The following is a 23,863-nucleotide window of genomic DNA, read 5'->3' as shown; positions in this document are numbered from 1 at the left end:
TTGGAAACCAGGTCTGTCGTCGCTATCATCGCGAGCGAGGGGAAGGGGCGAGCGTTCGTCGCGACGCCGCTCTCGTTTGGTCCGCCAGTGCTAGGAGCCCCCGTTGAATCCCCGTTACGAACGCTGGCGCTGGATCACCTTCGGCGTCACCTGGCTGATCTACGCCACCTTCTATTTCACCCGTCAAGCGTTCGGCGTCGCGAAAGTCGCGCTCGGCGACGACTCGCGAGTGTCGCTCTCGCGTGAAGATTTGGGGTACATCGACTCGGCGTTTCTCGTCACCTACATGCTCGGGCAATTTTTGTTCGGGCCCCTCGGGGATCGCTTCGGTCCGCGGCGAATCCTGCTCTTTGGTCTGACGCTGAGCGTCGTTGCCGCCGTCGCCACCGGGTTTTGCACGACTTTTCTCGGCTTTATCGCGTTCAGCATTTTGCAAGGCGTCGCTCAATCGAGCGGCTGGAGCAACGTCAACAAGACAATGAGTTCGTGGTTTTCGCTGCGCGAGCGGGGACGCGTCATTGGCTGGTGGTGCACCCACTACACGGTCGGGGCAGCGGTGGCCCTGCCCTTTGCCGGCTGGATGATGACGCTGTTCGGGAGTCCAGGAACTGATGTCGATGGGCAACCCCGGATCGTCCCGTATTGGCCGGCAGCCTTTTGGGGCTGTGCGACCGTCGTTGCCGTCGTGGGCGTCGTCGCTTGGTTCCTGCTGCGAAGTCGCCCCGAAGACGTCGCGTTGCCGCCGATCGAAGACTATCACGGCGAACCTAAATCGCTGCTGGAGGAGGAAATTGAAGAGGGCGAAGTCGCGCCCGACGGATCTTGGAAACTCGTCGGCGACGTCCTGGCGTCGCCCACCATTTGGATGCTGGCGTCGTCGTACTTTTTCATCAAACTCGCCCGTTATTCGTTCATCTTCTGGGGGACGATGTTCGTCGCCGAGGCGGTGAAGAGCGATCCCTTCACGAGCGCACTCATCGCCGCGGCGATGCAGGTGGGCGGCGTCGTCGGCGTCATCGGTTGCGGTTATGTGAGCGACAGAGTCTTCCAATCCCGTCGCGCCCCGGCGGCTGTTTTGTCGCTGCTGTCGGCTGCGGCGATCATGTGCGCGGGACTATGGGAGATCAACGATCCCTACATCATGGCCGGGTTCTTTTTCCTGGTCGGCGTCTTCCTGTTCGGGCCCGATTCGGTGATTTCTGCGACGGCGTCGATGGACTTCGGCACCAAACGGGGCGCCGGCACCGCGACCGGCATCGTCAACGGCATCGGTTCGATCGGCGGGATTCTTGGCGGCATCCTGCCGGCTAAGCTCACCACCGGCGGCAACTGGACGGCGCTCTTTGCCGTACTGCTGATTGGCCTGACTATCTCCGCCTGCTTGCTCGCGCCCCTCTGGAGAACCAAGCCGCCCACCGCTTAGCACGCTCAATTTAGCCCCGGGCTCCGCCCGGGGGTCGGCTTCCGCCCTCGCAACGTCCAGCGTGACGCTACCCCCCGGCGGAGCCGGGGGCTAAGAACACGCGGACGCCAACCGCCATGACTGCCTACCACGCCGCTGGCTACACGTTCCACTCGCTAAAGGAACTCCTCGCGAAGGCCACCCCCGCGCGTAGCGGCGACTACCTCGCCGGCGTCGCCGCCGAGAACGACCGCGAGCGCGTGGCCGCGCAACTCGTCCTCGCCGACGTGCCGCTCGCGAGGTTCCTCGAAGAGCAACTGATTCCCTACGAATCGGACGAAGTCACCCGCCTGATCGTCGACTCGCACGACGCCGACGCCTTTGCCCCCGTCGCCGATCTCACCGTCGGCGACTTCCGCAACTGGCTCCTCCGCTACGAGACCGACGCCGGGACCCTCGCCGAACTCTCCCCCGGCCTCACCCCCGAGATGGTCGCCGCGGTCAGCAAGATTATGCGGAACCAGGATCTCATCCTGGTCGCCAGCAAATGCCGCGTCGTGACCCGCTTCCGCAACACGCTCGGCCAGTGGGGCCGCCTCGCCATCCGCCTCCAGCCGAACCACCCCACCGACGACCCGGCCGGCATCGGCGCCTCGATCCTCGACGGCCTCCTTTACGGCTGCGGTGACGCCGTCATTGGCATCAACCCCGCCACCGATTCGGTCGACGCCGTCATTCGACTGGTGACGATGCTCGACGAACTCATTCAGCGCTATCAGATTCCAACGCAGTCATGCATCCTCGCCCACGTCACCACGCAGATGGCCGCCATCGAACGCGGGGCGCCAATTGACCTCACCTTCCAGTCGATCGCCGGGACCGAGGCGGCCAACGCCAGCTTTGGCGTCAACCTGAACCTGCTCGACGAAGCCCTCCACGCCACCCGCGCCCTCAATCGCGGTACCGTCGGCGACAACGTCATGTATTTCGAAACAGGCCAGGGTTCCTGCCTCTCGGCCGAGGCTCACCACGGCGTCGATCAGCAAACGCTCGAAGCCCGCGCCTACGCCGTGGCCCGCCGCTTCGAGCCGCTGCTGGTGAACACCGTCGTCGGCTTCATCGGTCCTGAGTACCTATACGACGGCAAGCAGATCATCCGCGCCGGTCTCGAAGACCACTTCTGCGGCAAGCTCCTCGGCCTCCCCATGGGCTGCGACGTTTGCTACACCAACCATGCCGAGGCCGACCAGGACGACATGGACAACTTGCTCACGCTGCTCGCCGCCGCCGGCTGCAACTACTTCATGGGTGTTCCCGGCGCCGACGACGTGATGCTCAACTATCAGTCAACCAGTTTCCACGACAGCCACTACCTGCGCCAGCTGTTCGACCTCCGTCCCGCGCCCGAGTTCGAAGAATGGCTTGAGTCGATGCACGTCGTCAATGAGGAGAACCACCTGTTGCCGATTGGCGAGCAGCACAAACTGCTCGGCGTCGTGGAGCCGCATTAGCCATGTCCGCAAACCTCCCCGCCAAACCTGCCCCCGTCACGCTCGACCCCTGGTCGCCACTGCGCGCCGGCACCGGCGCTCGCATCGCCCTCGGCCGCGCCGGCGGCAGCCTCCCGACGCATGAATGGCTCGACTTCAAATCGGCCCACGCCGCTGCGCGGGACGCCGTCCACAACGTCTTCAGCGCCGACGAGTTGGCCGGCGAGATCGCCAAGCTCGGCATGCAAACGCTCGTCGTCGGCAGCGCCGCGCCCGATCGCGCGACGTTCCTACAGCGCCCCGACCTTGGCCGCCGGCTCGATCCGCCCTCGCAACAATTGCTCGAAGCATTCGTCCCGCCCACCGAACGACCCGAACTGGCCATCGTCGTCAGCGACGGTCTTTCCGCCCTCGCCGCCCACACCCAAGCCGCGCCGTTGCTCGCCGAACTCCTCCCTAAGCTCAGCAACGACGGCTGGCGCCTCGCACCCATCGTCGTCGCCCGCTTCGGTCGCGTCGCGCTCCAAGATCAGGTCGGCAGCCTCCTCGGTGCGCGAGTTTCGCTGACGCTGATCGGCGAACGCCCTGGCTTAGGCTCCCCTGACAGTCTCGGCGCCTATCTCGTTTACGATCCCAAGCCCGGCAATACCGACGCCCAACGCAACTGCGTCTCGAACATTCGCCCCGAGGGCCTGCCAATACGCGCCGCGGCCGAGACCATACACTATCTCCTCACCGAAGCGCGCCACCGCCAACTCAGCGGCGTTCAGCTGAAGGACCAGCGAGTTCTCGCCTAAGTGCGCCAGTGTCCCTTACATCTTCGCAAGAAACTTGCGCCGGGTCTGTCGACCGCCAATAATCCTAACGGCGGCAGTCGGTAAACCAAATCCCACTTCGCGGCGAGCGCCGATACGGGGTTTCACGCTAGACGCTGCGTGCCGACGACATGCCAAGGCCTCGTCCGGGTAGTGGTTTCATGCGCGAATCGCCGAATCTCCCGCAGCTTCATCAACTCGACCTGGAATGGGCTCGGCTAAGCATCGCGTGGGCGTTTTCTCTGCGTGCGGAAGACGTCGGCTTAAAGGCGGATCCCGTTCGCTGGGCGCAGCTAGCGGCTGTTGAGGTAAACGCTACCGCGAACGAGCTCGTTTCCGCAACGTTTGCCGAACTCGGCGAGGGAGCCACCGCGGTTGACATTACTGCTCTCTTCGCTCGTAAAGTCCTCGACTGGTGCGACCGTCATCGCCACCAGCCGATCTGCGGGCAGCTGACAGCCCGGTAAACTCAGGCTGCCTAACGGCGCTCCCATCGTCGAGGAGCGCAATTCTACACCCCTACTGCGCAATTTCGGGGTAATCTGGCTGGCGCGAGGCGCGCAAAATGAACGCGCCGCAGGCTGCGGCCCGAGTGCTCGCTTTGTGATCGCAGGAATGATGAGAAATGTCCGTTTCGAGCAGCCCCGCTTCTCTCACCGCGGCCGAGCGACAGACCGTTCGGGAGCTGGCTGCGCGTCGCAAGCCTGGCTATACGATGCCGGGCGAGCTCTATGGCAATCCGCTCGTCTACCGCGCAGAGCTTGAGCAGATTTGGCGTCGCGGCTGGCTCTTCGTCGGCCACACATGCGAAATCCCCACCGCCGGCGACTACTTCACGTTCGATCTCGACAAGGATTCGCTGATTGTCATCCGCAACGACGACGGCGCGGTGAACGCCCTCTGGAACGTCTGCCGACATCGCGGGACCCTCATGTGCAGCGAATCGCAGGGCCGTGTTGGGCGACTGGTTTGTCCGTATCATCAATGGGCGTACGCGCGCGATGGCGCGCTCGTCTCCTGCCGCGGCATGCACGACGAAATTGACAAATCGCAGCTTGGCCTGCTCAAGGCACATTGCCGCGAGCTCGAAGGGATGATCTTCGTTTCGCTCGCTGACGAGCCGCTCGACTTCGACGTCGCCGCCGAGGCCATCGCTCCGCTGCTCCGTCCTCAAGGCTTCAATCGCGCGAAGGTCGCCAAGACGGTGGACTACATGGTGGCCGCCAACTGGAAAATCGTCTGGGAAAACAACCGCGAGTGTTACCACTGCAACGTCAATCACCCGCAATACATCAAAGCGAACTTCGACCATTACAACGCCGACGACACGAGCCACCGCATCCAGGCGAAGATCGAACAAGCCGTGGCCCATAGCGAAGAAAAGTGGTCGTCCGCAGGGCTCGCCGTGAGCCATCGTCGCACCGGCATGACGGAATTTCCCGGCATGGGCCCTCACGGTTGGTTCGCTGCCAACCGCACGCCTTTGGTTGAGGGCTTCGTCAGCGAAACGCTCGACGGTCGCCAAGTCGCCCCCCTGATGGGCGACTACGCCGACCCCGACGTTGGCACGCTGCGCATCCGCACGCTGCCCAACATGTGGAATCACTCCAGCTGCGATCACGGCGTCAGCACGCGTCTGTTGCCGATGGGGATCGATCGCACTGCCGTCCGCGTCACATGGCTCGTCCACCAAGACGCGGTCGAAGGAAAGGACTACAAGCTTGAGGACATCATGCCCTTCTGGCAAATGACCTCCGAGCAAGATTGGGAATTGTGCGTCGCGGCCCAAAAGGGGGTCAGCTCGTCGCACTACGTCCCCGGTCCCTTTTCCACCTATAAAGAGTACAACGTCGACGCCTTCGTCACCTGGTGCCTGGCGCATCTTAGCTCCTCCGGCGAGCCGGGAGCATAAGCCCCCGGACGCCTCCGCCGGCTCGCTGATATCGCCCCCTCCGGGGCTTCACTTAGAACGAGACGTTCCGCATGTCTAACGCTCCCACCCGAGCCGAGATTGTCGTTATTGGCGGCGGCGCCGTCGGCTGTGCCGTCGCCTACAGCCTTGCCAAGGCTGGTAAGACCGACGTTTTGCTTCTCGAAAAAGAGGCGACCGTCGCGGCCGTCACCACGCCGCAGGCCGCAGGGCTCGTCGGCCAGGTTCGCAACACCGTCGAGCGCACCAAGCTCGCGATGTGGTCGGTGCAAACGTTCTCGGAACTCCAACGTGACGAACAGGCCAACCCCGGTTGGCGGCAGGTCGGTTCGCTCCGCGTCGCGCTCAACCCCGAGCGCGTCGCCGAGTTCCAGCACATGAAGTCGGTCGCCGACGAGTCGGGGCTGGAGTGTGACTTCATCTCCAACGCTGAGGCGAAGGCCAAGTGGCCGGCGCTCAACTTCGATCGCGCACAGGCGGTCCTCTGGTGTCCTACCGACGGCTATCTGCAACCCTCCGACCTGACGATGTCGTATGTAGCGCACGCACGGCGGCTCGGCGCGCGGTTCCAAACGAAGACCGCCGTGCAAAGCGTTGTCGTGAAGAACGGCCAGGTCCGCGGCGTCGACACCAATCAAGGCGTCATTGAGTGCGATATGGTCGTCAACGCCGCCGGCGCCCACGCCTATCATGTCGCCCGGAGCGTCGGACTCGACTTGCCCATCGTTCCGGTGCGGCACGAGTACTTTGTTACCGTTCATGCCGAAGGGCTGCAGCCGAACCTGCCCGTCGTCCGCATTCCGGACTCAACGCTTTATCTTCGCGCGGAGATCAACTCGCTCCTCTGCGGCGGCTGGGAGCCGAGCGCACTGTCGACCGATCCGCGCAACTTTCCGATCGGCAACGAACCGCCGCCGATCGATCCCGACTGGGATGTTCTGGGCTGGTTTGCCGCGCAACTCGGCCCGGAGATGCCGCAGGTCGAAGAACTCGGCGTGCGCAGCGTCTTCAAGGGATGGCCCACATTCACCCCCGACGGCCGCTTCATCGTCGGCCCCAGCGCCAAAGTCAAGGGCTTTGTGATGGCCGGCGGCTGCAACGCCCACGGCGTGTCTGGTTCCGCTGGCATCGGCCGTCACGTCGTCGAGTCGATCATGGACGCGAATCCTTCGGCCTACGTGCGAAGCTTGAGTCCCGACCGCTTCGACCGCGAGCCCTGGGATTGGGAGTCAGCGCGCCGGAGTGCGCAGCACTACTACGAGACGTACTACTGCTTGGGACATTGAGCGATTTCATTCCGAGAGCGATGTCAACCTGAGCGGAGCGAAGAATCTCGCATCTCAATCGAGCTTCCAGGTTCTGCACTCCGCTCAGCATGACTAGTTCACAATCCTACTCAAGCTCGCCGCTCGCCAATCTCGCCGGTTCGTTTATTCCGCACGATCAACTTCAAACTCCCGTCCATCATCCGCTCTTCTTTGATGAGAATATGCTCCGCGTCGTAGTCGCGTATGGCGGCCACGTTAGTGGCCGCCGTTGCCCCTCGCCAAATCGGCAGTTCTACCGGCGCCCATTGCCGGGAGGCCATCGAGGCGTAGGCCGCGTCGACGATCGCATTGACGACGTAGCCGTCGTAGAACGTTTCCCGTGGCGCCCGCCGATCTTCGATCGCGTCAAACATGTCGGCAAACATGTCGACGTAGCCCAGCGCCCCCGGCTCATCGCCCACGGGAAAGAGCCAACCGGTCGCCGACTCGGCCTTTTCAGCCACGTATCCCGACTGGCCGACGGCGGTGAACATCTCGATCCCAGTGCGCAACCAATGATTCAGCCAAATCGTCCCGTCAGTCCCCGCCACTTCGTCGCGCAAATCCATCCCGCCTCGAAACGCCCAACTCACCTCGAACTGTCCGACGGCGCCGTTCTCGTACTTCACCAGGCCAACGGCCGAGTCTTCGGCGTCGATCGGATGAACCTGGGTATCGCCCCAGCACATAACCTCGATCGGACGTATTTCCTTGCCGATGAAGCTTCGTGCGATTTCAACGCAGTGACACCCCAAGTCGATGATCGCGCCCCCGCCCGACAGTTCCTTGTTCCAGAACCAGTCGCTGTGCGGCCCGGAATGCGTCTCACGCGAACGCACCCAGAGCACCTTTCCAACCGCGCCGCCGCGCACCGACTCCAGGGCATGAAGCGTCTTGGGGGTGTAGCACAAATCTTCGAGATAGCCATGGAACACGCCGGCGCGCTCCACGGCCGCCAGCATTCGCTGGGCCTCGGCTGCGTTGCGCCCAAGCGGTTTGGTGCACAGCACCGACTTTCCCGCCTCCGCGGCCGCGATCACCGCCGCCTCGTGCAGATGATTCGGCAGGGCGACGATTACCGTGTCGGTGTTGGGATCGCCAATCGCTTCTTCCATGTTCGCGCTGAATCGCGGAATTCCCCACTCGGCGGCGAACTCTTTCGCCCTGTCCGCCGAGCGCGAGTAGGCGACGCCGACCCGATCTCGTCCCCGCCGTCCGTGCAGGGCCATCGTGTAGAACATCCCAATGAGTCCGGTCCCCAGCAGCGTAATCCGTCGCATTACAAGTAGCCCCGCAAGAAGAGTCAACCTAGCGCCAACGCCCGTTTAGCCCGCCGCTCGCCGCGGGCTGCCGGCCACCAGAATATAGCTGTTTCACGCCTCGAAGAAAGCGAAGCCATGTCCTCTTCAAAATCAATCGTCAACGCGTTGATACTCGCGACGATCCTCTTCACCGCCGCCGATCGATCCCTTGCCGACCCGCTTCGCGTAATGAGCTTCAATATCTGGGTCGGCGGCGAATCAGGCAAACAGCCGATCGAACAAACCGTCGCCGTCATCAAGGCCGCTAACGCCGACGTCGTCGGCCTACAAGAATCGCACGGCGAGGAACGGGACGGCGTCCGCCCTGACGCCGCCGCCGTCATCGCGAAGCAACTCGGTTGGCATTACTTCGACCAAGGCGACGACGATACCGGCATCATTTGCCGCTTCAAACTAGTCGGCTCGACTCCCAAGAAATGGGGCGCCCAGTTCGAAACCCCGTCAGGCGATCAGTTCTGGCTCTTCAACGCCCACTTCGCTCATGCTCCCTATCAGCCCTACCAACTGCTGAAGATCCCCTACGCTGACGCCCCCTTCATCGACACCGCCGAGCAGGCCGTGAAAGCCGCGTGCGACGCCCGCGAGTCGCAAGTGAAGGCGATGCTCGCCGAGATCGAAGCGGTTCGCCAGGATGGCACGCCGATCTTCGTCACCGGCGACTTCAACGAACCGCCGGCTCTCGACTGGACCGAAGCCGCTCGCGACGCCGGACTCCATCCCGCCGTCGTCTGCTGGCCCGCGACGGAGTTGCTGCAGGAGGTCGGCTTCGTCGACGCTTATCGCCAAATTCACCGGGACCCCGTCAAGAAGCCCGGCTTCACCTGGACGGTGCTCACTGCAGAAGATGATCCGGCCGATCATCACGATCGGATTGATTTCGTGTTCGCCTCGCGCCAAAACGTCGACGTCAAATCGGCAGAGGTCGTAGGCGAGCGTTCCGAGCGGGCCGATATTCTGGTCACCCCCTACCCGTCCGATCACCGCGCCGTCGTGATCGAAGCGGAACTCAAGTGACCCGGCCTAGGTTACCACTGGCCACTTGAAGGTGCTCGTCAGCGGAATTCGGCGTCCCTCGCGCTGCGACTCCCGCGCCGCCGTCATAATCTCCACCACATGCAGCGCGTGCTCCGCCGTGAACAACGGTTCCTTCCCGGTCGCCAGGCATTCAGCGACCTCCGACGCTCCCTGCTGCCAGACGTAGCCCTTGGCGTCCGTCGCCCGGCGTTCGTACTCGGGACGCGCCTCCGTCGCCACGTCGACGCCTAATGGCTCCCAGTCGTACCCAACCAGTCCCATGCTGCCACGCGACCCGTAAATCGACACGGTATGCCGGCTCTCCGACTTTCCCTCGTGCCCGTGCGGATTGAAGAAGTTGAAGCCGCACTGCACGCAGGAAATCTTTGCGTCACCGTGATCAAGCAGCACGAGCGCGTTGTCTTCGGCTTCGACCTTAATTTTACCCTTCTCGTAGATGTTCCGCGTCGGCGTCACTATGCTCGTCATCGCCGTCACCGATTTGGCCGGCCCCAGAAGCCCGGTGAGCGTCGACAAATTATAGACTCCTAAGTCAGGCAGGCTTCCGCCCCCCTCTTTGTAGAAAAAGGCGGACCAATCGGGCCCCGTGTGTCCGTAATCCGCCTTCGCAGACGCGATCGCGCCCAATTCTCCCGCAGCGATCGCTCTTGCCATGGCTGAAAACTGCGGGCTGGCCACGACTACCGGCGCCCCCCACACGCGCACTCCCTTCCCCTTCGCCAGCCTGAGCAGCTCCTGCCCCGCGGCCAATGAATTGGCGATCGGCTTCTCGCTCCAAATATGTTTGCCGGCTTCGATGGCCTGTCGATTGAGCCGTTCATGCTCCTGCATGTCTGTCAGATTCACGAGCAGATCAAATGGCACGCCCGACAACATCGCATCGATGTGCGGATACTCGTGCGGTACCCGAAACTCCTTGGCCCGCGCGCCGGCTCGCTCGGGAATGATGTCGCAAACGCTCACCACCTCGGCATACGTGCACTCTGATAGATGCGGCAGGTAGCGCCCTGAGACGCTGCCGCAGCCAATCACCCCGACGCGGATTCGCCTTGGCGCGTCAGCCGCCGCTGCGGCGCACGACGCACTCACGGTCGCTGCGCTCGCTACTGCCGCGGCGCTTACTGCCGTGGCCTGTTCCAAGAATTGACGCCGATTTACCTCCGCGGTCGACATGGCATTCGCCCTTCATCTGATCGTTCAATGAGGAGAGACAGAAAAGCAGCAAGCCGCAATCTTGCGGCCAAGTCGCGTCCTTCACTTTACCTCACCGCAGCCTGACATCCGCGCACCCAGCCCGACCAAAATGCGCATCCTCCGCTCACGAAAAATGGTCATGGCCGCAGGGAAGGACCTGCGGCCATGACCGGAACTGCTTCAACCTGTCACCGCACGGTCGAGCTCAACCAGCTTTGCGACGCAGGGCGATGCCCAGCCCGCCGATGGCCAGAAGCGCCATCCCCGTCGGCTCGGGCACAGTCGTGTACAACTCGAACGCCAAATCCTTGGAGAACGTGCTGATCGGCGGGAACGCGGCGGTGCCGCCGCCAGGACCGTCAGCAAAGTCGACGTACTTCTGCGGCAGCATGTTCTGCTGATCGATCTGCGGCGAGAGGTATCCAGCGGTCGTCGGCAGGATTCGTACGTCGCCCGCCACCGAATCATCTTGGAAATGCCAGACCGGCGTGCCCGCGCCAACCTGCCCGACGATCGTTTCGCCCGGCGCCACGTTCGGCGACGCCAGCGGGTCCTGCAGCGTGTAGTCGCGATTGTGCCATCCCCACTGCGTCACTGGGATGGGGCTGGCGTTCGGATTGCCAGGGGGAAACTGAAACCCGGGCAGCACGTCGACCATCGCCACGATCTTCAGCCAGTAGACCGTGTCCTTCTTTTCTGGGAAGTCGAGATTCAAATGGAGCTCGGCGTTGTACTCGTAGAGCGATTCGTTAAGCAGCGGGTCCGGACCACGAATCACCTTTTCGGTGAACGTCCCCGATCCAGGTGCCAGGGCGCCGCGCGTCACTACCTGGTTTAACAGCGGAGAGCCAGGATGACTGAACGGCGTATTGGGCCCCTGCGGAACGTCGCTTTCGAACGAAATCAGAAACTTGTTCACGGGCATCTGCGGGTCGATGTAGTCGTTCTTATACGATCCCCACCACTTCACGTGCACCACGGGACTCGTGAGGTTGTCGGCAAAGTCGTCGGCCATGAACTTCCCCTGATAGACCGGAGGAATGGCGCCCGGTTGCTGCGTGAAGCCGTAGGCGGTGCTTAGATCGTCGTGACCCTGATAGATCCCCACGGTGCCATTGTTGTCGGGGATCGCCGTCGCGATCATTGGCTTCTGCGTGAACTTGAGCAAGTCGCGCCCAGGCAATGGGTCGGCAGAAGCTTGTTGCGGCGAGGCCAGCGCGCCGACGGCGAGCGCGAGTGCGTAGCACAGGCGAGTCTTAGTTGCGTTCATGAGATCGGTTCCAATGAGTTAGGTATTCGTGGGATTCTTTGACAAGAATTCAGGCTTCGTATCTGACCGCTACCGCGTCTACAGAGGCAACGCCCTCCGTCTCAATGCCGCAATCGCGGCTAAACCACCGGCCGCCAGGCTCAATGTCGTGGGCTCAGGAATCAATGAAAAGGACCCTTGAATCTTGTCAACGCGAAGTCCAGTCGGCCCGCCGGCATTCTGCACCAAGAACTCGATCGTATTCACCCCGATCTGAAAGCCGCTGGTGATGCTAAAGGGCACAAGAGAAGAGAATCCGGCGCTGAGTTGCCCTGTGGAGATATTGTTGATCTCAATATTGAGCCCTGGATCGTCAGTCGCCCACAAGCCGCTAACGTTCACGGTCGCCAGATTGGCGCTCGGCGGCAGCGTGAATTGCGTCGCGTAGGTGTACGCCCCTGCCGGGCCTTGGCTCGATTGATCCGGCCCAATCCATCTCGAGTTTGCGTTGTTAGGAACCCACGGCCCGCCAAAGATGGGCCAAATCGCATTGTTGACGGTCACCGGCGGTCCAGCCGTGGGCGACAACGTGTAAAAGTAGTGAATGTCCGTGACATTTGACGGAACCCACGCCGTATTGGTCGCATCGGTTCCGGTGTTGAAGAGCGGGATCGTGACGGCGGCTGCCGTACCCGCCCACGCGGCGACCGTCGCCAGCGCAACGATCAGCGCATTGCAGAGTCGGTTCTTAATCGGTGGCTTCATGAGATCACTCCGGGTGTCGATATTTGAAGGAGAAGGGATGGAACAAATGTGATGTGCCTCGCTCGACTGCCGACATTTGCTGTCCGGCGAACGTCGGTCATCGGCGAGCAACGGTTGAAGAAGGTCGCATCATTTGGACGACTCCCGCGGAGCGCTCACCCGCCGATTGCGCCAAGGTTGCGTACGCCGGCTACTGCGATGTCGAGCCCGATCGCTCCCGACCGGCATCTGCCCGTCGCGATTCGGACGCAACTTCTGAAAGCCTGATAGTTCGCCGAACGAGTCGCTCGAGTCCTGGTCCAAGTCAAACGGTAGAACATATGCCACGGTCATGAGATCAGTCCTTATGGATAAAGTGAATTCAATTGGAAATGACGAAAGCTTCAGTAGTAGTCCGAATTGCAGCGCTGGGTGTTCCTTGAAGGAGTTCCTTCAACGTCGCGATCGGTACGCGCCGCTCCAGGCGAAGTCGACTGCCGAACTCGCCACGAGAACGGAGAGGCCCGCTAGCTCATCGACTGCGGCGCTCCGCGCCGCTGAGCTGGTCGAGAAATTGCGTCCCGGCAGAGCCGCAGCCAGGCGGAATTGACCGGCTTGCACAGATACGCCGATGCGCCTGCCGCCCGCGCCGCAAGCTCATCCTCCAGCGAATGCTGATCGGAGATTAGAAATACTGGACAGCGACGCATGCGCTGCCGCAAAAGTTCCAAGAAGCTAACTCCCGTCATATCGGGGAGTCGCAGATTCACCATCCACAATGTCGCTCGGGATGGATCGAGTTGACGAAGCGCCGACTCTCCCGAGACGAACTGGCGGCAGGTCGTTTCTTGCAGGCGCTCGTCCAAGAAGAGCGGTGCGTAATCATCTGGCGCAGCGTCGACGACAATCAAGTCGTCGATTCGCCTAGTTGTTGCATTCATGAGCGTTCCCTCATGCTTTGTCGGTCGTTGCGAACCCGCGTTGGGCCTCCACTGCTGGTTCATGCAGCGGTGAGCGGCGGTTAGGCGACTCTCATGAGCCCTGCGTCTCCGTCGCTTCGCATGCATCCCTTTAAGCACGAAGTGCGCCAAACAGCAGTCGCGTCGACGGACCACAGCGCAACTCGTGTCGCCGCAACCAGTTGATCAGTTTTGCTTGCACATGCAGCGACTCTCGCGCGCAACGGCCGCGTCCGAAAAAGAATAGAAGCGTCCGAATCCGGACGCGAATGCCGAGGCCCCGTTGTTGGCAAATCGTCCGCATCCGGACGCCCGCCGGCAGGACAAGGCTCAGGTGCGATTGGTGACGTCTGCAGGCAGTGGTTGCCAAGCGAAGAAGGGATCGCCGCGAGAATTTCGGCGAACCTCGACGCAAGAAAGGCGTGGTAGTCGCCCGGTCAGCCGCTAAGGAGTGCGATCGCCACACTCGATCCCATAGCGTTCGATCTTCCTCAATAGCGCCTGCCGGCTGACGCCCAGCAGCCGCGCCGCCGCGGCGCGATTGAAGAAGGTGAGCGCCAACGTCTTGACGATATGCTCACGCTCCATCTCGGCCAGTGTCGTCCATGCCAACCGGCGTTCCGCCGGCGCCGCTGGCTCGACGCTTCGGACCGAAAAATCAGCGGCGAGCGCTTCGGACCCCGGCTCTGCGAAGCCGCATAGATTCGCCTCTTCGCACTCGTCGTCGAGCAGCGCTGCGAGGTCCGCCGCCTCCAGGAGAGGCCCTTCCGCCTCGATCACCGCCTGCTCCAGCACGTTACGCAGCTGCCGTACGTTGCCGGGCCAGCGGTAAGCTAGTAGTGGCGGGCATGCCTCCTCGGAGAGCTTGCACGCGGGCAAGCCGTCGGTCGCCATTTGGCGCAGGAACGCTGCCGCCAGTTCCGGAATATCCTCCGGCCGCTCGTGCAGCGGCGTCGTTTCCAAATGGACCACATGGAGACGATAGTAGAGGTCTTCGCGGAATCGCCCAGCGCGTACCTCGTGCAGCAGGTTCCGGTTCGTCGCTGCGACGACGCGCACGTCGATGGGCCGGCCTGCGTAACTTCCGACAGGCGTCACGACCTTCTCTTGGAGCACGCGCAGCAGCTTCGCCTGCAGCGATTGTTCGAGTTCGCCGATCTCATCCAGAAAGAGCGTGCCGCCGTTGGCGGCCTGGAAGCAACCGAGGGCTTCGCAGTTCGCGCCGGTGAATGCCCCGGCCACATGGCCGAAAAGCTGACTTGCCATCAGCTCGCCGACGAGCGACGCGCAATCGACTGGCACAAACGGGCCAGCTGCACGGCGACTTCGGGCGTGAACCTCCCGTGCGACCAGTTCCTTTCCAGTGCCGCTCGGTCCCGTGATCAACACATTGGACGCGAACGGCGCAAAGCGCGCGATCTCAGAGCGCAAGCGACTCGTCGCCGCTGACGACCCGACGAGTCCTCCAGCCTCGACGAGCCCCGTAGTGTGCGGGGGGCTCGCCATTCGGCGTGCACTCATGAGTCCCTACCTGGCGTGAACTGTTGCTGAGCTCCACGCCCCAAAGACGAGAGAGGACGAACGCGATTCGCCTCAGCGCTGTTCCTACGCAGCGGTCAGTCTAAGGCTCGCCGGCGCATAGCCAAGTAAGTTGGCGCCATAAATCGGAAGAAAAGAACCCTCGGCGGCGCCGATTCTTCGCATCGCCACAGTGGACGGATGCGCCCAACAGAAATCGAGCAGATAACGTGGTCTCGGCGGCTCGAATGCCCCGGCGCTGGAGGGGGCCACCCATGCTTGGGTCGACCAGCTTGACTGCGTGGCTCGCTGGCCGCGCCCTACCGCTTCACTACTTCAAGAGTTGCCAACTCGTCACCGCGATCCCCAACGGCGTCAAGTAGTAGACGAACAACTCCAACCGCCCGCGGCGGAGCATTCTCAACAGGACCCAGAGCGCGGCAATGCCGACCAACATCGAAATCATGAAGCCCAGGGCAAGGGTTGGGACAGGAGTGCTCGTAGTTCCTTTATCGACGGCGTCTTTGAGCTTCAGCAGGCCAGCCCCGCCGATGACTGGTATTGCCATCAAAAACGAAAATGTGGCCGCCGCCTCGCGCTTCAGGCCAAGCCCGACGCCGCTGGAGATCGTCATCCCGCTCCGCGAAACGCCGGGCAAGATTGCGGCGGCCTGGAATAGACCGATGATCGCCGCTTTCCAAGGCGGCGTGTCGAGATAGTCGAGCTCGCCTTCGCGCGTGCGGCCAAGCCGCCACAATGCGGCGGCGGTGACGAAGAAGCCCAGCCCCGCCAGAAGCGGACTCTCCAGCAGCCACTTGGTCGTTTCGTCAGGCAGCCCTTTCTCAATGCCAACGCCAATCACCCCCGCTGGGATCGTCGCGACAATCAACGGCAGAAAACCGCGACGGTTCGCAGTTATTAGGCGATAGATCTCTCGCCGATAGAAAATCAGCACCGAGGCGAGCGTCCCCAGATGTAGCACAATCGTAGTCTCAAGGAGGTCAGGGACTTCGCCCTCGCCCCGCGCCTGCAGCAGAGCGTTGACCACCGCCAGATGCCCGTCGCTGGAGATGGGCAAAAATTCAGTGATTCCCTGGACGATCGCCAGCAGAATCATTTCAAGGTTGGACATGGCGATAGTCGGGGGTAAATCGGAATCAGAAACGCCTGCGCCGAGCTGCGAAAAGAAGGCAAATGCGGCGCATCAAGTGAATGTAATGGGAACAATCGCCCCCATTCCACGGCTGGTCTAGAGTTCTTCGGTTGCCACACTATAGCTTTCGGCGGGCGCGACCGTCTTTGCCGGTCGCGCCAGTTGTTCAGTCGCGGGCGCCGGCTCAGGTTGGCCCTTCCCCCCGCCGTGGATAGACTGGCAATAGACGAGAGGCCGCGCCGGGGCGCGGTCGGGCAACGGCAGGCAGCGGGAATTGGCATGGGCGTGCGGTTCGAGTGTCCCGCCGGGCACAAGCTACATGTAAAGACCGAGCTAGTCGGCAAGCGGGGCATTTGCCCCGAGTGCGGAGCCAAGTTCATCGTCCCCAGCTTCAGCGGCGAGCGCGTCGCCGCAGACGGCGGCGTTGCGACGAACTCAAGCGTCGCTGTCAGTGCGACCCCATCCCCGTCTGCCGTTCGAAAGACCGTCCCAGGCGCAAACCCGCCGCCCGCTGCTCCTTCGCCGCCCGCCGCGTGGTATATCCGCCCCGCCGGCGGCGGCCAGTTTGGACCCGCCAGCGACGAGCTGTTCGCTCAATGGGTTGCCGAGGGCCGCGTTTCCGCCGACAGCTGGGTTTGGCGGAATGGCTGGACCGATTGGCGGGCGAGCGTCGAAGCGCTGCGCGAATTCAACGGAACTGCCAACACAAGTGCGCCGCTGTCCATGCCGGCCGCGATTGATTCCGAACTGGAGGAAGACTCCCCGTTTCCCGATCTCGACCTGGGGCCGTCGATGGTCCCCGCCGCCGCGCCAGTTCGCGCGGCAGCAGCGGCTCCCGCCGAGATGTCGGCCGCCGACGTGAGACGCGCTGAAATCAAACGTCGCAAGCAACGGGTGCGGGCATTTTCCATCTTGCTTGGCATCGTGGCGCTCGCGATGTTCGTTGCCCTCGTCTTCGTCCTCACTCGCCGGAATCAGTCTGCCGCGGCGCCTGAGGGAGACGTGCCCCCCGCCGCGTCGAAACCGCCTGCAGCGGAGGAACCAGTGTCTCCCGCAGATTCCATCACGCCCGCAGCCGAGGCTGGGGTTGCAGCTGAGTAGCGCGCATCATTGGTGCAGGACAAGACCATTGCTTCAATGGCAGCGAGGCGGCCGGCCTTCCGCTTATCGGGCGACGGCGGCAAAGGTGGGGCCAACTGCGTCCGGGGAGGCGTCGCTGGGCCCAGCCGATTTCAGGCAATCGCCAACTCGCGCGTAGGTCGCAGTCCCGCCGGCTCGACGAACGCCGCAGTCGCCGTGAGCATCGCAGCGCAGAACGGCGTCCAGCCGCTCGCGACGGCAAAGGAAATCCAGACGAGGCCCCCCGCCACAATCAACAGCGGCCGAGCCAGCCGGCTCCAAATGAAGACTGGCATCGCCAGCAGGTAAAGCGTGATCGCATGGCTCCACGCCGCGGTCAGTCGCGGGTGGTCCGCTAATGCGCTGAGGTCAATCAGCGACATATTCGGACGAGCGGCGGCGAGCCAGATTCCTTCGCCGCTCCACCACGCGCTTTCCGGCGCGGCCAGCTGAGCCCACCCCATCATCAAACAGGCCAGGGCCGTATGAACCTGAACGAGCCGCAGAGAGATGGTGTTGAACGGCGAGGGCGCCGGCGGCAGCGGCGAGCTCGTCGTATGGCGCCGCCACAGGGCCTTGAGCGAGTAGGCGTCATCCGCCCGACCGATGCAGAGATAGACGAGAAGAAACGAGAGAATCGACTCAAACTCGCCAGTCACCAGCGGCGCCCGGGTGAAGAAGCTGAACGTCGCGACCGTCGCGCCAAGTGCCATGGCGCGGCCCCCCACGCCGAGCGTGAACAGGGCAATCACCACGAGTGCGGACCAGTACGCCGGCCAGAGCATGTTCGCCGGGACGTAGTCGAGCAGCGACCATTGGCCGTCGTACAAGCTGCGGACCATCTCCAGCGGCAACATGCCCCCTTCTCCGAACCAGAGTTCCAGATCGGGGCCGTAGGTGGCAACCGCGTATAAAGCGAGCAGGCCCGCCGCGACGCGCATCAGCCCGAGCGTCGTCGCCGCCGACGGGGTGAACCAAAAGCGATTCCATGCCGCGCCGACGCTCGAATTGAGATCTTCGAAGTAAGCAGTAACAGCGTGCATATTGATCGATTGTGAGTCTTGCGCTTCGTTGACTTACGAGTTACATCGACGTCACTTCGCGTCGCTCGTCGCCTTAGCCGCCGTTGAACCCGCCACCAGCGCACGTTGCCCCAACGCCGCTTCTCGCGCCCCCTGATAGTGCCCCTCGTTCGGATCCCACACCATGAAGATGTTGATCGGCTCGGGAGCCGGCTTTTCGACCACCTGCTGCCGCAGACCCCCCTCACGCATGACATAGGCGTAGGTAATATCGGCTTCTATCGCCCGCGGCAGCCGCTTCGAAGGGATCTTCACGCAGCGCAGCAGATACGAATCGGTCGGCAAGCCTTCGGCCGCCACCCAGCGCTCGGCGACTTGCAGCGGCAGCTTCGTACGCAAGTCGTTGTTCTCGGCGAATAGATTGTCGAAGAACGACACATGGAACGCCAACTGCTGGTAGCGTTGCCGCCGTATGCGAAGCTGGTTGCCGTCGTCCGGCAGTTCCGCCAACACGGCGCCAGGATCGTTTGGCGGAGCGTTGGCCTTCAACAGCTGCAGGCGATGAACGCCGTCGTCGTCTTCGGCTCCCGCGAGATGAAAATCGTAGGCAAGGTCCATCATGATGCCGCGCAGGTATTGCCTCGCGAGCGGCACGTTGCGCAGCGACTGCCCCACCAGCGACTTCCCCCCGCCGACATTGATCGCCACGCCGATCGCCAGGCAAAACAAGTGCAAGATGATCAGCACCGTGGCAATGCTCTGCCAGCGCGGCGGCGCGGCTGGGGCGGCGTTTCGCGGGGAAAGCATAATGAATCGACGACAGCGCTAAAGCTGAAAGGGACAAACCACCCAGCGTAGGCCGCGAACGCCCGAGATTCAACCGCCGTTGGTCCGCTTCCCTTACGCATTCAACTGCGGCGATGGATCGTCAGCGACATTGACCCACACATGAACGTGAGGAGCGCCACGGAAATGCCAAACGAACGACGGGCCTTCCAACCGCCAATTGTCCCAGACCTGGTCGTTGCCGATGTCGCCCGGCTGGTAAAACGCCAAGCTACACGCGTCGATGCCGCCTTGCGCTTTGAGGCAAGCTAGCGCCTCATCGCGGTCGCTTTGCCGGAAAGGTTCCACCAGCTTACGCAGTACCTCCTGCACGCGCGCCTTTTGGTCGGCCGATAGCTCCGTCACTGGAATTCCCGCAAATCCTCCTTTGGCTCCGCGGAAGGCAACTTGTTCCTCACTGGGCAAATCGCTGACCAGGGCCAGCTTTTGCTGCTTGCCGTCGAGCGCCTGATATAGCTTGTTTGCCTCGACGGCCTGCGGCCAGAAGACATTTCCCTCGTGGTTCGCCTCTTCGTCGAAGGTCCCCAGCGGATCATGGCCATAGAAGATCGGACCGCCAAACGCCACGTGCTCGGCCGAGTCGCCGTCGCAGCGCAGCGTCATGTGACGCCCAGTAAGCACCAATTCGCTCTTCCCGTCGCCCGGCGCGCCAAAGATGGCGATGCTGTTGTTCAGTCCGAATCCCCCCGAGTCGTCATCCTGCTGCTTGTCATAGCGCTCGTGCCATTCCGGAGCGATGATGCCGCGGTAAATCGCGTGGATGAGTTCCTGCTGCTCGGGAGTATAGAACTTGCTGTCGATCGTTTCGTCAGTGATGTTCCAATTGTTCGCCACGCGCGTCCGCAGGAGCCCGCGTTCGTTATCCTGATGATCCCAGGCAAAGCAGATTTTTTCGCGTTGGCCGGGCGTCAGCGACTCGTACAGCAGCTTCACGAACGATTCCGCTGCAGGCGTGCTGGCTGGGCTCGGTTCGGCCGCTCCGCCGGCTGGCGCCCAGGAGGCGGCGGCCCCGAGCACCAAGGCCGACTGTCCGGCTCGTTCCAAAAACTCACGTCGATCCAGTGGCGACCGCGACATGACAAGAACTCCTGAGAATCGAGGGAAAAGCTACTACCATTAGACCCCCGAATGAAGGCGGGTCAACGACCAGCTGCGGCCATCCGATCGCCAGGCGCGACGCCATGTTATCGTCGATCGTCGGCCCTCCGACCGCATCGCTGGCCTCGAAGCAATACGTCACTAAACTTACAGGATACGCCCGTTTCCCTGCGAGCACGCCAACCATGTCTGACTTTCGCGCCGTCCCGACCCCCGCCGATGCGCAGCCGGACGCTTATCCTCACATCTACGTGAAGGACACCGACGCCGAATTGCCGAGCTTTCAGACAGTCGGGTTCGGCCGCTACAGCAGCTTCCAGCCGCTGGCGAGCGGCGGCTCCGCCCAACTGCGGACTTGCCGTGACAAGACGCTAGGCCGCACGGTGGTCATGAAGACCCTCCACCCTCACCTCGCGAACAACGCTTACATGCAGTCCCGATTCCTACGGGAGGCGCGGGTGACCGCTCAACTGCAGCATCCCGTCACGGTGCCCGTTTACGACTTGGGTCGTGACACCGAAGACCGGCTGTACTTCACCATGAAGAAGGTCGAAGGAGAAACGGTCCGCGGCATCATCGAGCGACAGGCCAAGGGAGACGAACAGGCCCTCGCCCATTTCGGCCTGGAGCGAATGTTGGGCGTCTTGGTGCAGGTCTGCAACGGCTTGGCCTATGCGCACGCGCACGGGGTCGTCCATCGCGACGTGAAACCGGAGAATATTCTCGTCGGAGCCTTCGGCGAAGCGGTGCTGCTCGATTGGGGCGTCGCCAAGGTGTGGGCCGACGAAGAGAGCGAACAGGATGCCCGCATCATGGAGCATCAAATCCTCACCGACGTCAACCAGCGGCCGGGCACGCCGCTCTACATGTCGCCCGAGCAGGTGCGCGGCGGCAGCGATCAGATCGACGCGCGGACCGACGTTTACAGCGCCGGCGCAGTGCTTTACGAAGTGCTGACGCTTACCGAACCGCTGCGCGGCAAGCAGGTCCACGAGACGTTCCAAAAAATCATCAACGAGATGCCCGCGCCTCCCCGTGAGCGGGCGCCAAACCGGCAAATTCCCGCGGCGTTGGCTGATATCGCGCTGAAGGCCATGGCCAAGCAGCCAGGCGATCGCTTCCAAACGATAGATGAAATGATCGAAGCCATCCGCTCCTTCCGCGGCCGAGCCCTCGAATCCGCCGAGTAGTCGATCGCGATCCCGCGGCTACTTCTGGCACCGCCGGCAGAAAAACGTCGAGCGTTGCGTCTGCACGATTCGTTCGATCGTCCCTCGGCCGCACCGTGGGCAATTGTCCCCCGCCTTCGCGTAGACACGGTGTTCATTCTGGTACCCGCCCGACTTGTTGAGCGCGTTGCGATAGGTGCCGTCGCTCAGCGTCGAGCCTTCATACCTGATCGCCGTCTCGAGCACCTCCAAGGCGGCCGCGGCGATCGCCCGCCACTGCGCTGGTTTCAACTCGCGGCACGATCGCTCCGGGTGAACGCCCGCGTGGTGCAGAATCTCCGAAGCATAGAGGTTGCCGATGCCAGCGACCGCCCGCTGGTCGAGCAGGGCCACCTTCACCGCCCGCTGCGAACTGCCGAGCCGCTCGCGATACAACTCCGCCGTCATCGCCAACGCGTCGGGCCCTAGCGCGTGGAGGCCGAACGTCCGCTCAAACTCCCCCTCGCTCAGCAGGCGGACGTTTCCCAGTCCGCGGCGGTCCCAATAAACGAGTTCCTTCGCTGCCCCGCCGCGAAACTTCAGACGGACGCGGGCGTAGAGCGCATCGACTGGCTCGTCGATAAGCAGGAGCCCAGTCATCCGCGGTTCGAAGACGATCGCGTCCCCCCGATCGAGCCAAAGGACCACGCGTTTGCCGGCCCGGCCAGTTCGCTCGACGCGCGCCCCTTCGACGCGCCGGCGAAACGCCGCCACGCCGGGCGACAGAGCGATTGGCTTGCGCGGCGAAGGGAGGCGTTCGAACGACACAATCCTCGCGCCGACGACCGGCTCGACCCCGCGACGCATCGTTTCGACTTCAGGAAGCTCGGGCATGGGAAGGAACCATAAATGACGAAATCCGAATGACGAATGACGATCGCTTGCGTCCTTCATTCGTCATTCGGATTTCGTTATTCGTCATTTACCAAATAAAACCGCCGCGGAAAGGACGATCCTCTCCGCGGCGGGCGTTAGCTAACTTTCAGACCGCTCAGGTGAGCGAGATCACGCTCACTGCTGAGGAATGACCTCGCCGCCGTTGCGGGTGACCTGCCACAGGTAGACGTTGCGATCAATGTTGGCGTTAATAGCCGAACCGTGACCGTCACCCCAGCCGTGCAGGACGATGTCGCCCGAGTGGGCGCTCGACGGGCCAAAGACGCGCGGATTGTTCGTAAAATGAGCAAAAGGCTTGGCGTAGAAGTAAGCCTTTTTGTTCGTCGGATCTTCCGCAGCAGGCGCTGGATCGGTTGCCGCCGTTTCGCCGCCAGCTCGTTTGACGTTCTGGCCGACGTTCAGCGCCAACTGACCAGGCGTCGTCGAGGTGCCGTCCGGCCCAAAGCGAAGCGCCAGCGTTTGGCCAGCAGCGGCAGTTGTCGAGCCGGTGCTCGTTTGCTTCTTCACGACCGGACCCCAGCCTGGATCGACGGCCACGACGTACGAAGACAGACCGCTAATCCAGCTTGCAAAGTTTTCGTCACGCGACTCGGTGAACATAATGGTGTTCGACGTGCCGTCGCGCGAAAGCCCCGCATGAGTCGAGCCGCGCACCTTCGTAAACTGCGTGGTGTCATTGGCATTCGTGCGATTCCAAAACGGAATGGCGCCGTTGCCGCCCAATTGTTTCCGCGCGGTCCCGCTAGTTTGGCTGTCGAAGATGGTCCCGGTCGAGGCGCCAGTATCACTCGCGCCGCCAGTGCCAGTGTAGCCTTCGGCATTGTAATGGGTCGAAGCTACCGCGACGTAGTTCCCCACTGCCGCATTCACATTGCTAATCTTCAGCACCTTCGACGTGTCGGCGCCCGGAAAGCTCGGACACTTGAACGCTTCAACCTGAACTTCGTGCGCGTACCGATTGGCAGTGCCGGCGGCAGCCCCGGGAATCAAGTCCAGACCTGTCTTGGCAGCGGTTGTACCAAAGGGACCGATAAGCAACTTGGCTTGCACGCCGGCGACGCTCGCATCCCGAATGCGATTGTAAAGCGGTTGCTGTTCCATGTACGGCAGGATCTGAACCAGCCAGCTGTACCCGTCGCCGTCGGTTGGCGTCGCGGTGCTCGCGTTGTTCAGCGACGTCAGGTCCGTGACAACGCCCGCTTTCCCGAGGAACGGCGCCGTTGAGGCAAGCGGGAAGAACTGCCGCGCGCTCTCATGGTTGTTCAACCCCAAGCTGATCTGCTTGATGTTGTTCAAGCACGAATTGCGACGGGCCGCTTCGCGGGCCGCCTGCACGGCCGGCAGCAGCAGCGCCACCAGCACGCCGATGATCGCGATGACCACCAGCAGCTCGACGAGGGTAAAACCTCGTACCTTTCTGTTTCTTTCCATCGTGTACCTCCTTCAGGGGAAAATGGAAATGAAAAAAAAGAAAACCGTCCGCCAGGGGGATAAATGGATTCCCGGCGGAATAAAAAACTATCCAGGATCGCCCGCCACGCCTCGGCGTCTGAAG

At 62.6% G+C, this 23,863-nt stretch carries 21 protein-coding genes; 9 read left to right on the top strand and 12 right to left on the bottom strand.

Features of this window, described 5'->3' with window-relative positions; translation table 11 throughout:
* Positions 1–103: 103 nt before the first annotated feature.
* The 6 genes from I41_RS16080 to I41_RS16055 all read left to right on the top strand — a co-directional run bounded on the left by I41_RS16080 (position 104) and on the right by I41_RS16055 (position 6,923).
* The gene (locus I41_RS16080) at positions 104–1,423 is read left to right on the top strand and encodes an MFS transporter (protein WP_145433942.1); all 1,320 of its coding nucleotides are present in this window, start codon (positions 104–106) and stop codon (positions 1,421–1,423) included.
* A 116-nt stretch (positions 1,424–1,539) separates the two neighbouring features.
* Positions 1,540–2,913 (top strand): ethanolamine ammonia-lyase subunit EutB, encoded by a 1,374-nt coding sequence (locus tag I41_RS16075; RefSeq protein WP_145433941.1) that lies wholly within the window; start codon positions 1,540–1,542, stop codon positions 2,911–2,913.
* A gap of 2 nt (positions 2,914–2,915) precedes the next feature.
* Positions 2,916–3,689, top strand: coding sequence for an ethanolamine ammonia-lyase subunit EutC (gene eutC / locus I41_RS16070; protein ID WP_145433940.1), 774 nt, complete (start codon positions 2,916–2,918; stop codon positions 3,687–3,689).
* 179 nt (positions 3,690–3,868) lie between these two features.
* Positions 3,869–4,174 (top strand): hypothetical protein, encoded by a 306-nt coding sequence (locus tag I41_RS16065; RefSeq protein ID WP_145433939.1) that lies wholly within the window; start codon positions 3,869–3,871, stop codon positions 4,172–4,174.
* A gap of 158 nt (positions 4,175–4,332) precedes the next feature.
* A complete protein-coding gene (locus tag I41_RS16060; protein ID WP_145433938.1) occupies positions 4,333–5,619 on the top strand; it encodes an aromatic ring-hydroxylating oxygenase subunit alpha in 1,287 nt (428 codons plus the stop codon).
* A gap of 71 nt (positions 5,620–5,690) precedes the next feature.
* Positions 5,691–6,923, top strand: coding sequence for an NAD(P)/FAD-dependent oxidoreductase (locus I41_RS16055; RefSeq protein ID WP_145433937.1), 1,233 nt, complete (start codon positions 5,691–5,693; stop codon positions 6,921–6,923).
* Between the two features lie 110 nt (positions 6,924–7,033).
* On the opposite strand, the gene I41_RS16050 is transcribed toward I41_RS16055, so the two are convergent.
* Positions 7,034–8,224, bottom strand: a complete 1,191-nt coding sequence (locus tag I41_RS16050; protein WP_145433936.1) for a Gfo/Idh/MocA family protein — start codon at positions 8,222–8,224, stop codon at positions 7,034–7,036.
* Between the two features lie 117 nt (positions 8,225–8,341).
* Here I41_RS16050 and I41_RS16045 point away from each other — a divergent pair, with 117 nt between their 5' ends.
* A complete protein-coding gene (locus I41_RS16045; protein WP_145433935.1) occupies positions 8,342–9,280 on the top strand; it encodes an endonuclease/exonuclease/phosphatase family protein in 939 nt (312 codons plus the stop codon).
* Between the two features lie 6 nt (positions 9,281–9,286).
* Here I41_RS16045 and I41_RS16040 read toward each other — a convergent pair whose 3' ends face one another.
* The 6 genes from I41_RS16040 to I41_RS16015 form a co-directional block, all read right to left on the bottom strand.
* On the bottom strand, positions 9,287–10,474 hold the full coding sequence (locus I41_RS16040) for a Gfo/Idh/MocA family protein (protein ID WP_145433934.1): 1,188 nt from the start codon (positions 10,472–10,474) through the stop codon (positions 9,287–9,289).
* Between the two features lie 226 nt (positions 10,475–10,700).
* Positions 10,701–11,765, bottom strand: coding sequence for a PEP-CTERM sorting domain-containing protein (locus I41_RS16035; RefSeq protein ID WP_145433933.1), 1,065 nt, complete (start codon positions 11,763–11,765; stop codon positions 10,701–10,703).
* 78 nt (positions 11,766–11,843) lie between these two features.
* On the bottom strand, positions 11,844–12,509 hold the full coding sequence (locus I41_RS16030; RefSeq protein WP_145433932.1) for a PEP-CTERM sorting domain-containing protein: 666 nt from the start codon (positions 12,507–12,509) through the stop codon (positions 11,844–11,846).
* A 506-nt stretch (positions 12,510–13,015) separates the two neighbouring features.
* Positions 13,016–13,429 (bottom strand): response regulator, encoded by a 414-nt coding sequence (locus tag I41_RS16025; protein WP_168206944.1) that lies wholly within the window; start codon positions 13,427–13,429, stop codon positions 13,016–13,018.
* A gap of 462 nt (positions 13,430–13,891) precedes the next feature.
* Positions 13,892–14,968, bottom strand: a complete 1,077-nt coding sequence (locus tag I41_RS16020; protein WP_145433930.1) for a sigma-54 interaction domain-containing protein — start codon at positions 14,966–14,968, stop codon at positions 13,892–13,894.
* 328 nt (positions 14,969–15,296) lie between these two features.
* Entirely contained in the window at positions 15,297–16,097 is an 801-nt protein-coding gene (locus I41_RS16015; protein WP_145433929.1) for an undecaprenyl-diphosphate phosphatase, read from the bottom strand.
* A 300-nt stretch (positions 16,098–16,397) separates the two neighbouring features.
* Between I41_RS16015 and I41_RS16010 the strand changes: the two genes are divergently transcribed.
* Positions 16,398–17,219: a DUF4339 domain-containing protein gene (locus I41_RS16010; RefSeq protein WP_145433928.1), complete on the top strand. Its 822-nt coding sequence runs from the start codon at positions 16,398–16,400 to the stop codon at positions 17,217–17,219.
* 131 nt (positions 17,220–17,350) lie between these two features.
* Here the strand turns inward: I41_RS16010 and I41_RS16005 are convergent, their stop codons facing one another.
* From I41_RS16005 to I41_RS15995, 3 genes are all read right to left on the bottom strand, one after another.
* Positions 17,351–18,280, bottom strand: coding sequence for a hypothetical protein (locus I41_RS16005; RefSeq protein WP_145433927.1), 930 nt, complete (start codon positions 18,278–18,280; stop codon positions 17,351–17,353).
* 51 nt (positions 18,281–18,331) lie between these two features.
* Positions 18,332–19,066, bottom strand: a complete 735-nt coding sequence (locus I41_RS16000; RefSeq protein ID WP_145433926.1) for a hypothetical protein — start codon at positions 19,064–19,066, stop codon at positions 18,332–18,334.
* 93 nt (positions 19,067–19,159) lie between these two features.
* Positions 19,160–20,182: a DUF3500 domain-containing protein gene (locus I41_RS15995; protein WP_145433925.1), complete on the bottom strand. Its 1,023-nt coding sequence runs from the start codon at positions 20,180–20,182 to the stop codon at positions 19,160–19,162.
* Positions 20,183–20,388: 206 nt separating this feature from the next.
* On the opposite strand from I41_RS15995, the gene I41_RS15990 reads away from it, so the two are divergent.
* The gene (locus I41_RS15990) at positions 20,389–21,393 is read left to right on the top strand and encodes a serine/threonine protein kinase (RefSeq protein ID WP_145433924.1); all 1,005 of its coding nucleotides are present in this window, start codon (positions 20,389–20,391) and stop codon (positions 21,391–21,393) included.
* Between the two features lie 18 nt (positions 21,394–21,411).
* Here the strand turns inward: I41_RS15990 and mutM are convergent, their stop codons facing one another.
* A complete protein-coding gene (gene mutM, locus I41_RS15985; protein ID WP_145433923.1) occupies positions 21,412–22,245 on the bottom strand; it encodes a DNA-formamidopyrimidine glycosylase in 834 nt (277 codons plus the stop codon).
* 177 nt (positions 22,246–22,422) lie between these two features.
* Positions 22,423–23,739: a DUF1559 family PulG-like putative transporter gene (locus tag I41_RS15980; RefSeq protein ID WP_145433922.1), complete on the bottom strand. Its 1,317-nt coding sequence runs from the start codon at positions 23,737–23,739 to the stop codon at positions 22,423–22,425.
* Positions 23,740–23,863 lie beyond the last annotated feature (124 nt).

Origin of the sequence: Lacipirellula limnantheis, from assembly GCF_007746075.1 — a bacterium.
GTDB classification, from domain to species: domain Bacteria; phylum Planctomycetota; class Planctomycetia; order Pirellulales; family Lacipirellulaceae; genus Lacipirellula; species Lacipirellula limnantheis.
Note: the sequence above shows the minus strand (reverse complement) of the source record. Positions and strands in the feature narration are given on the sequence as shown.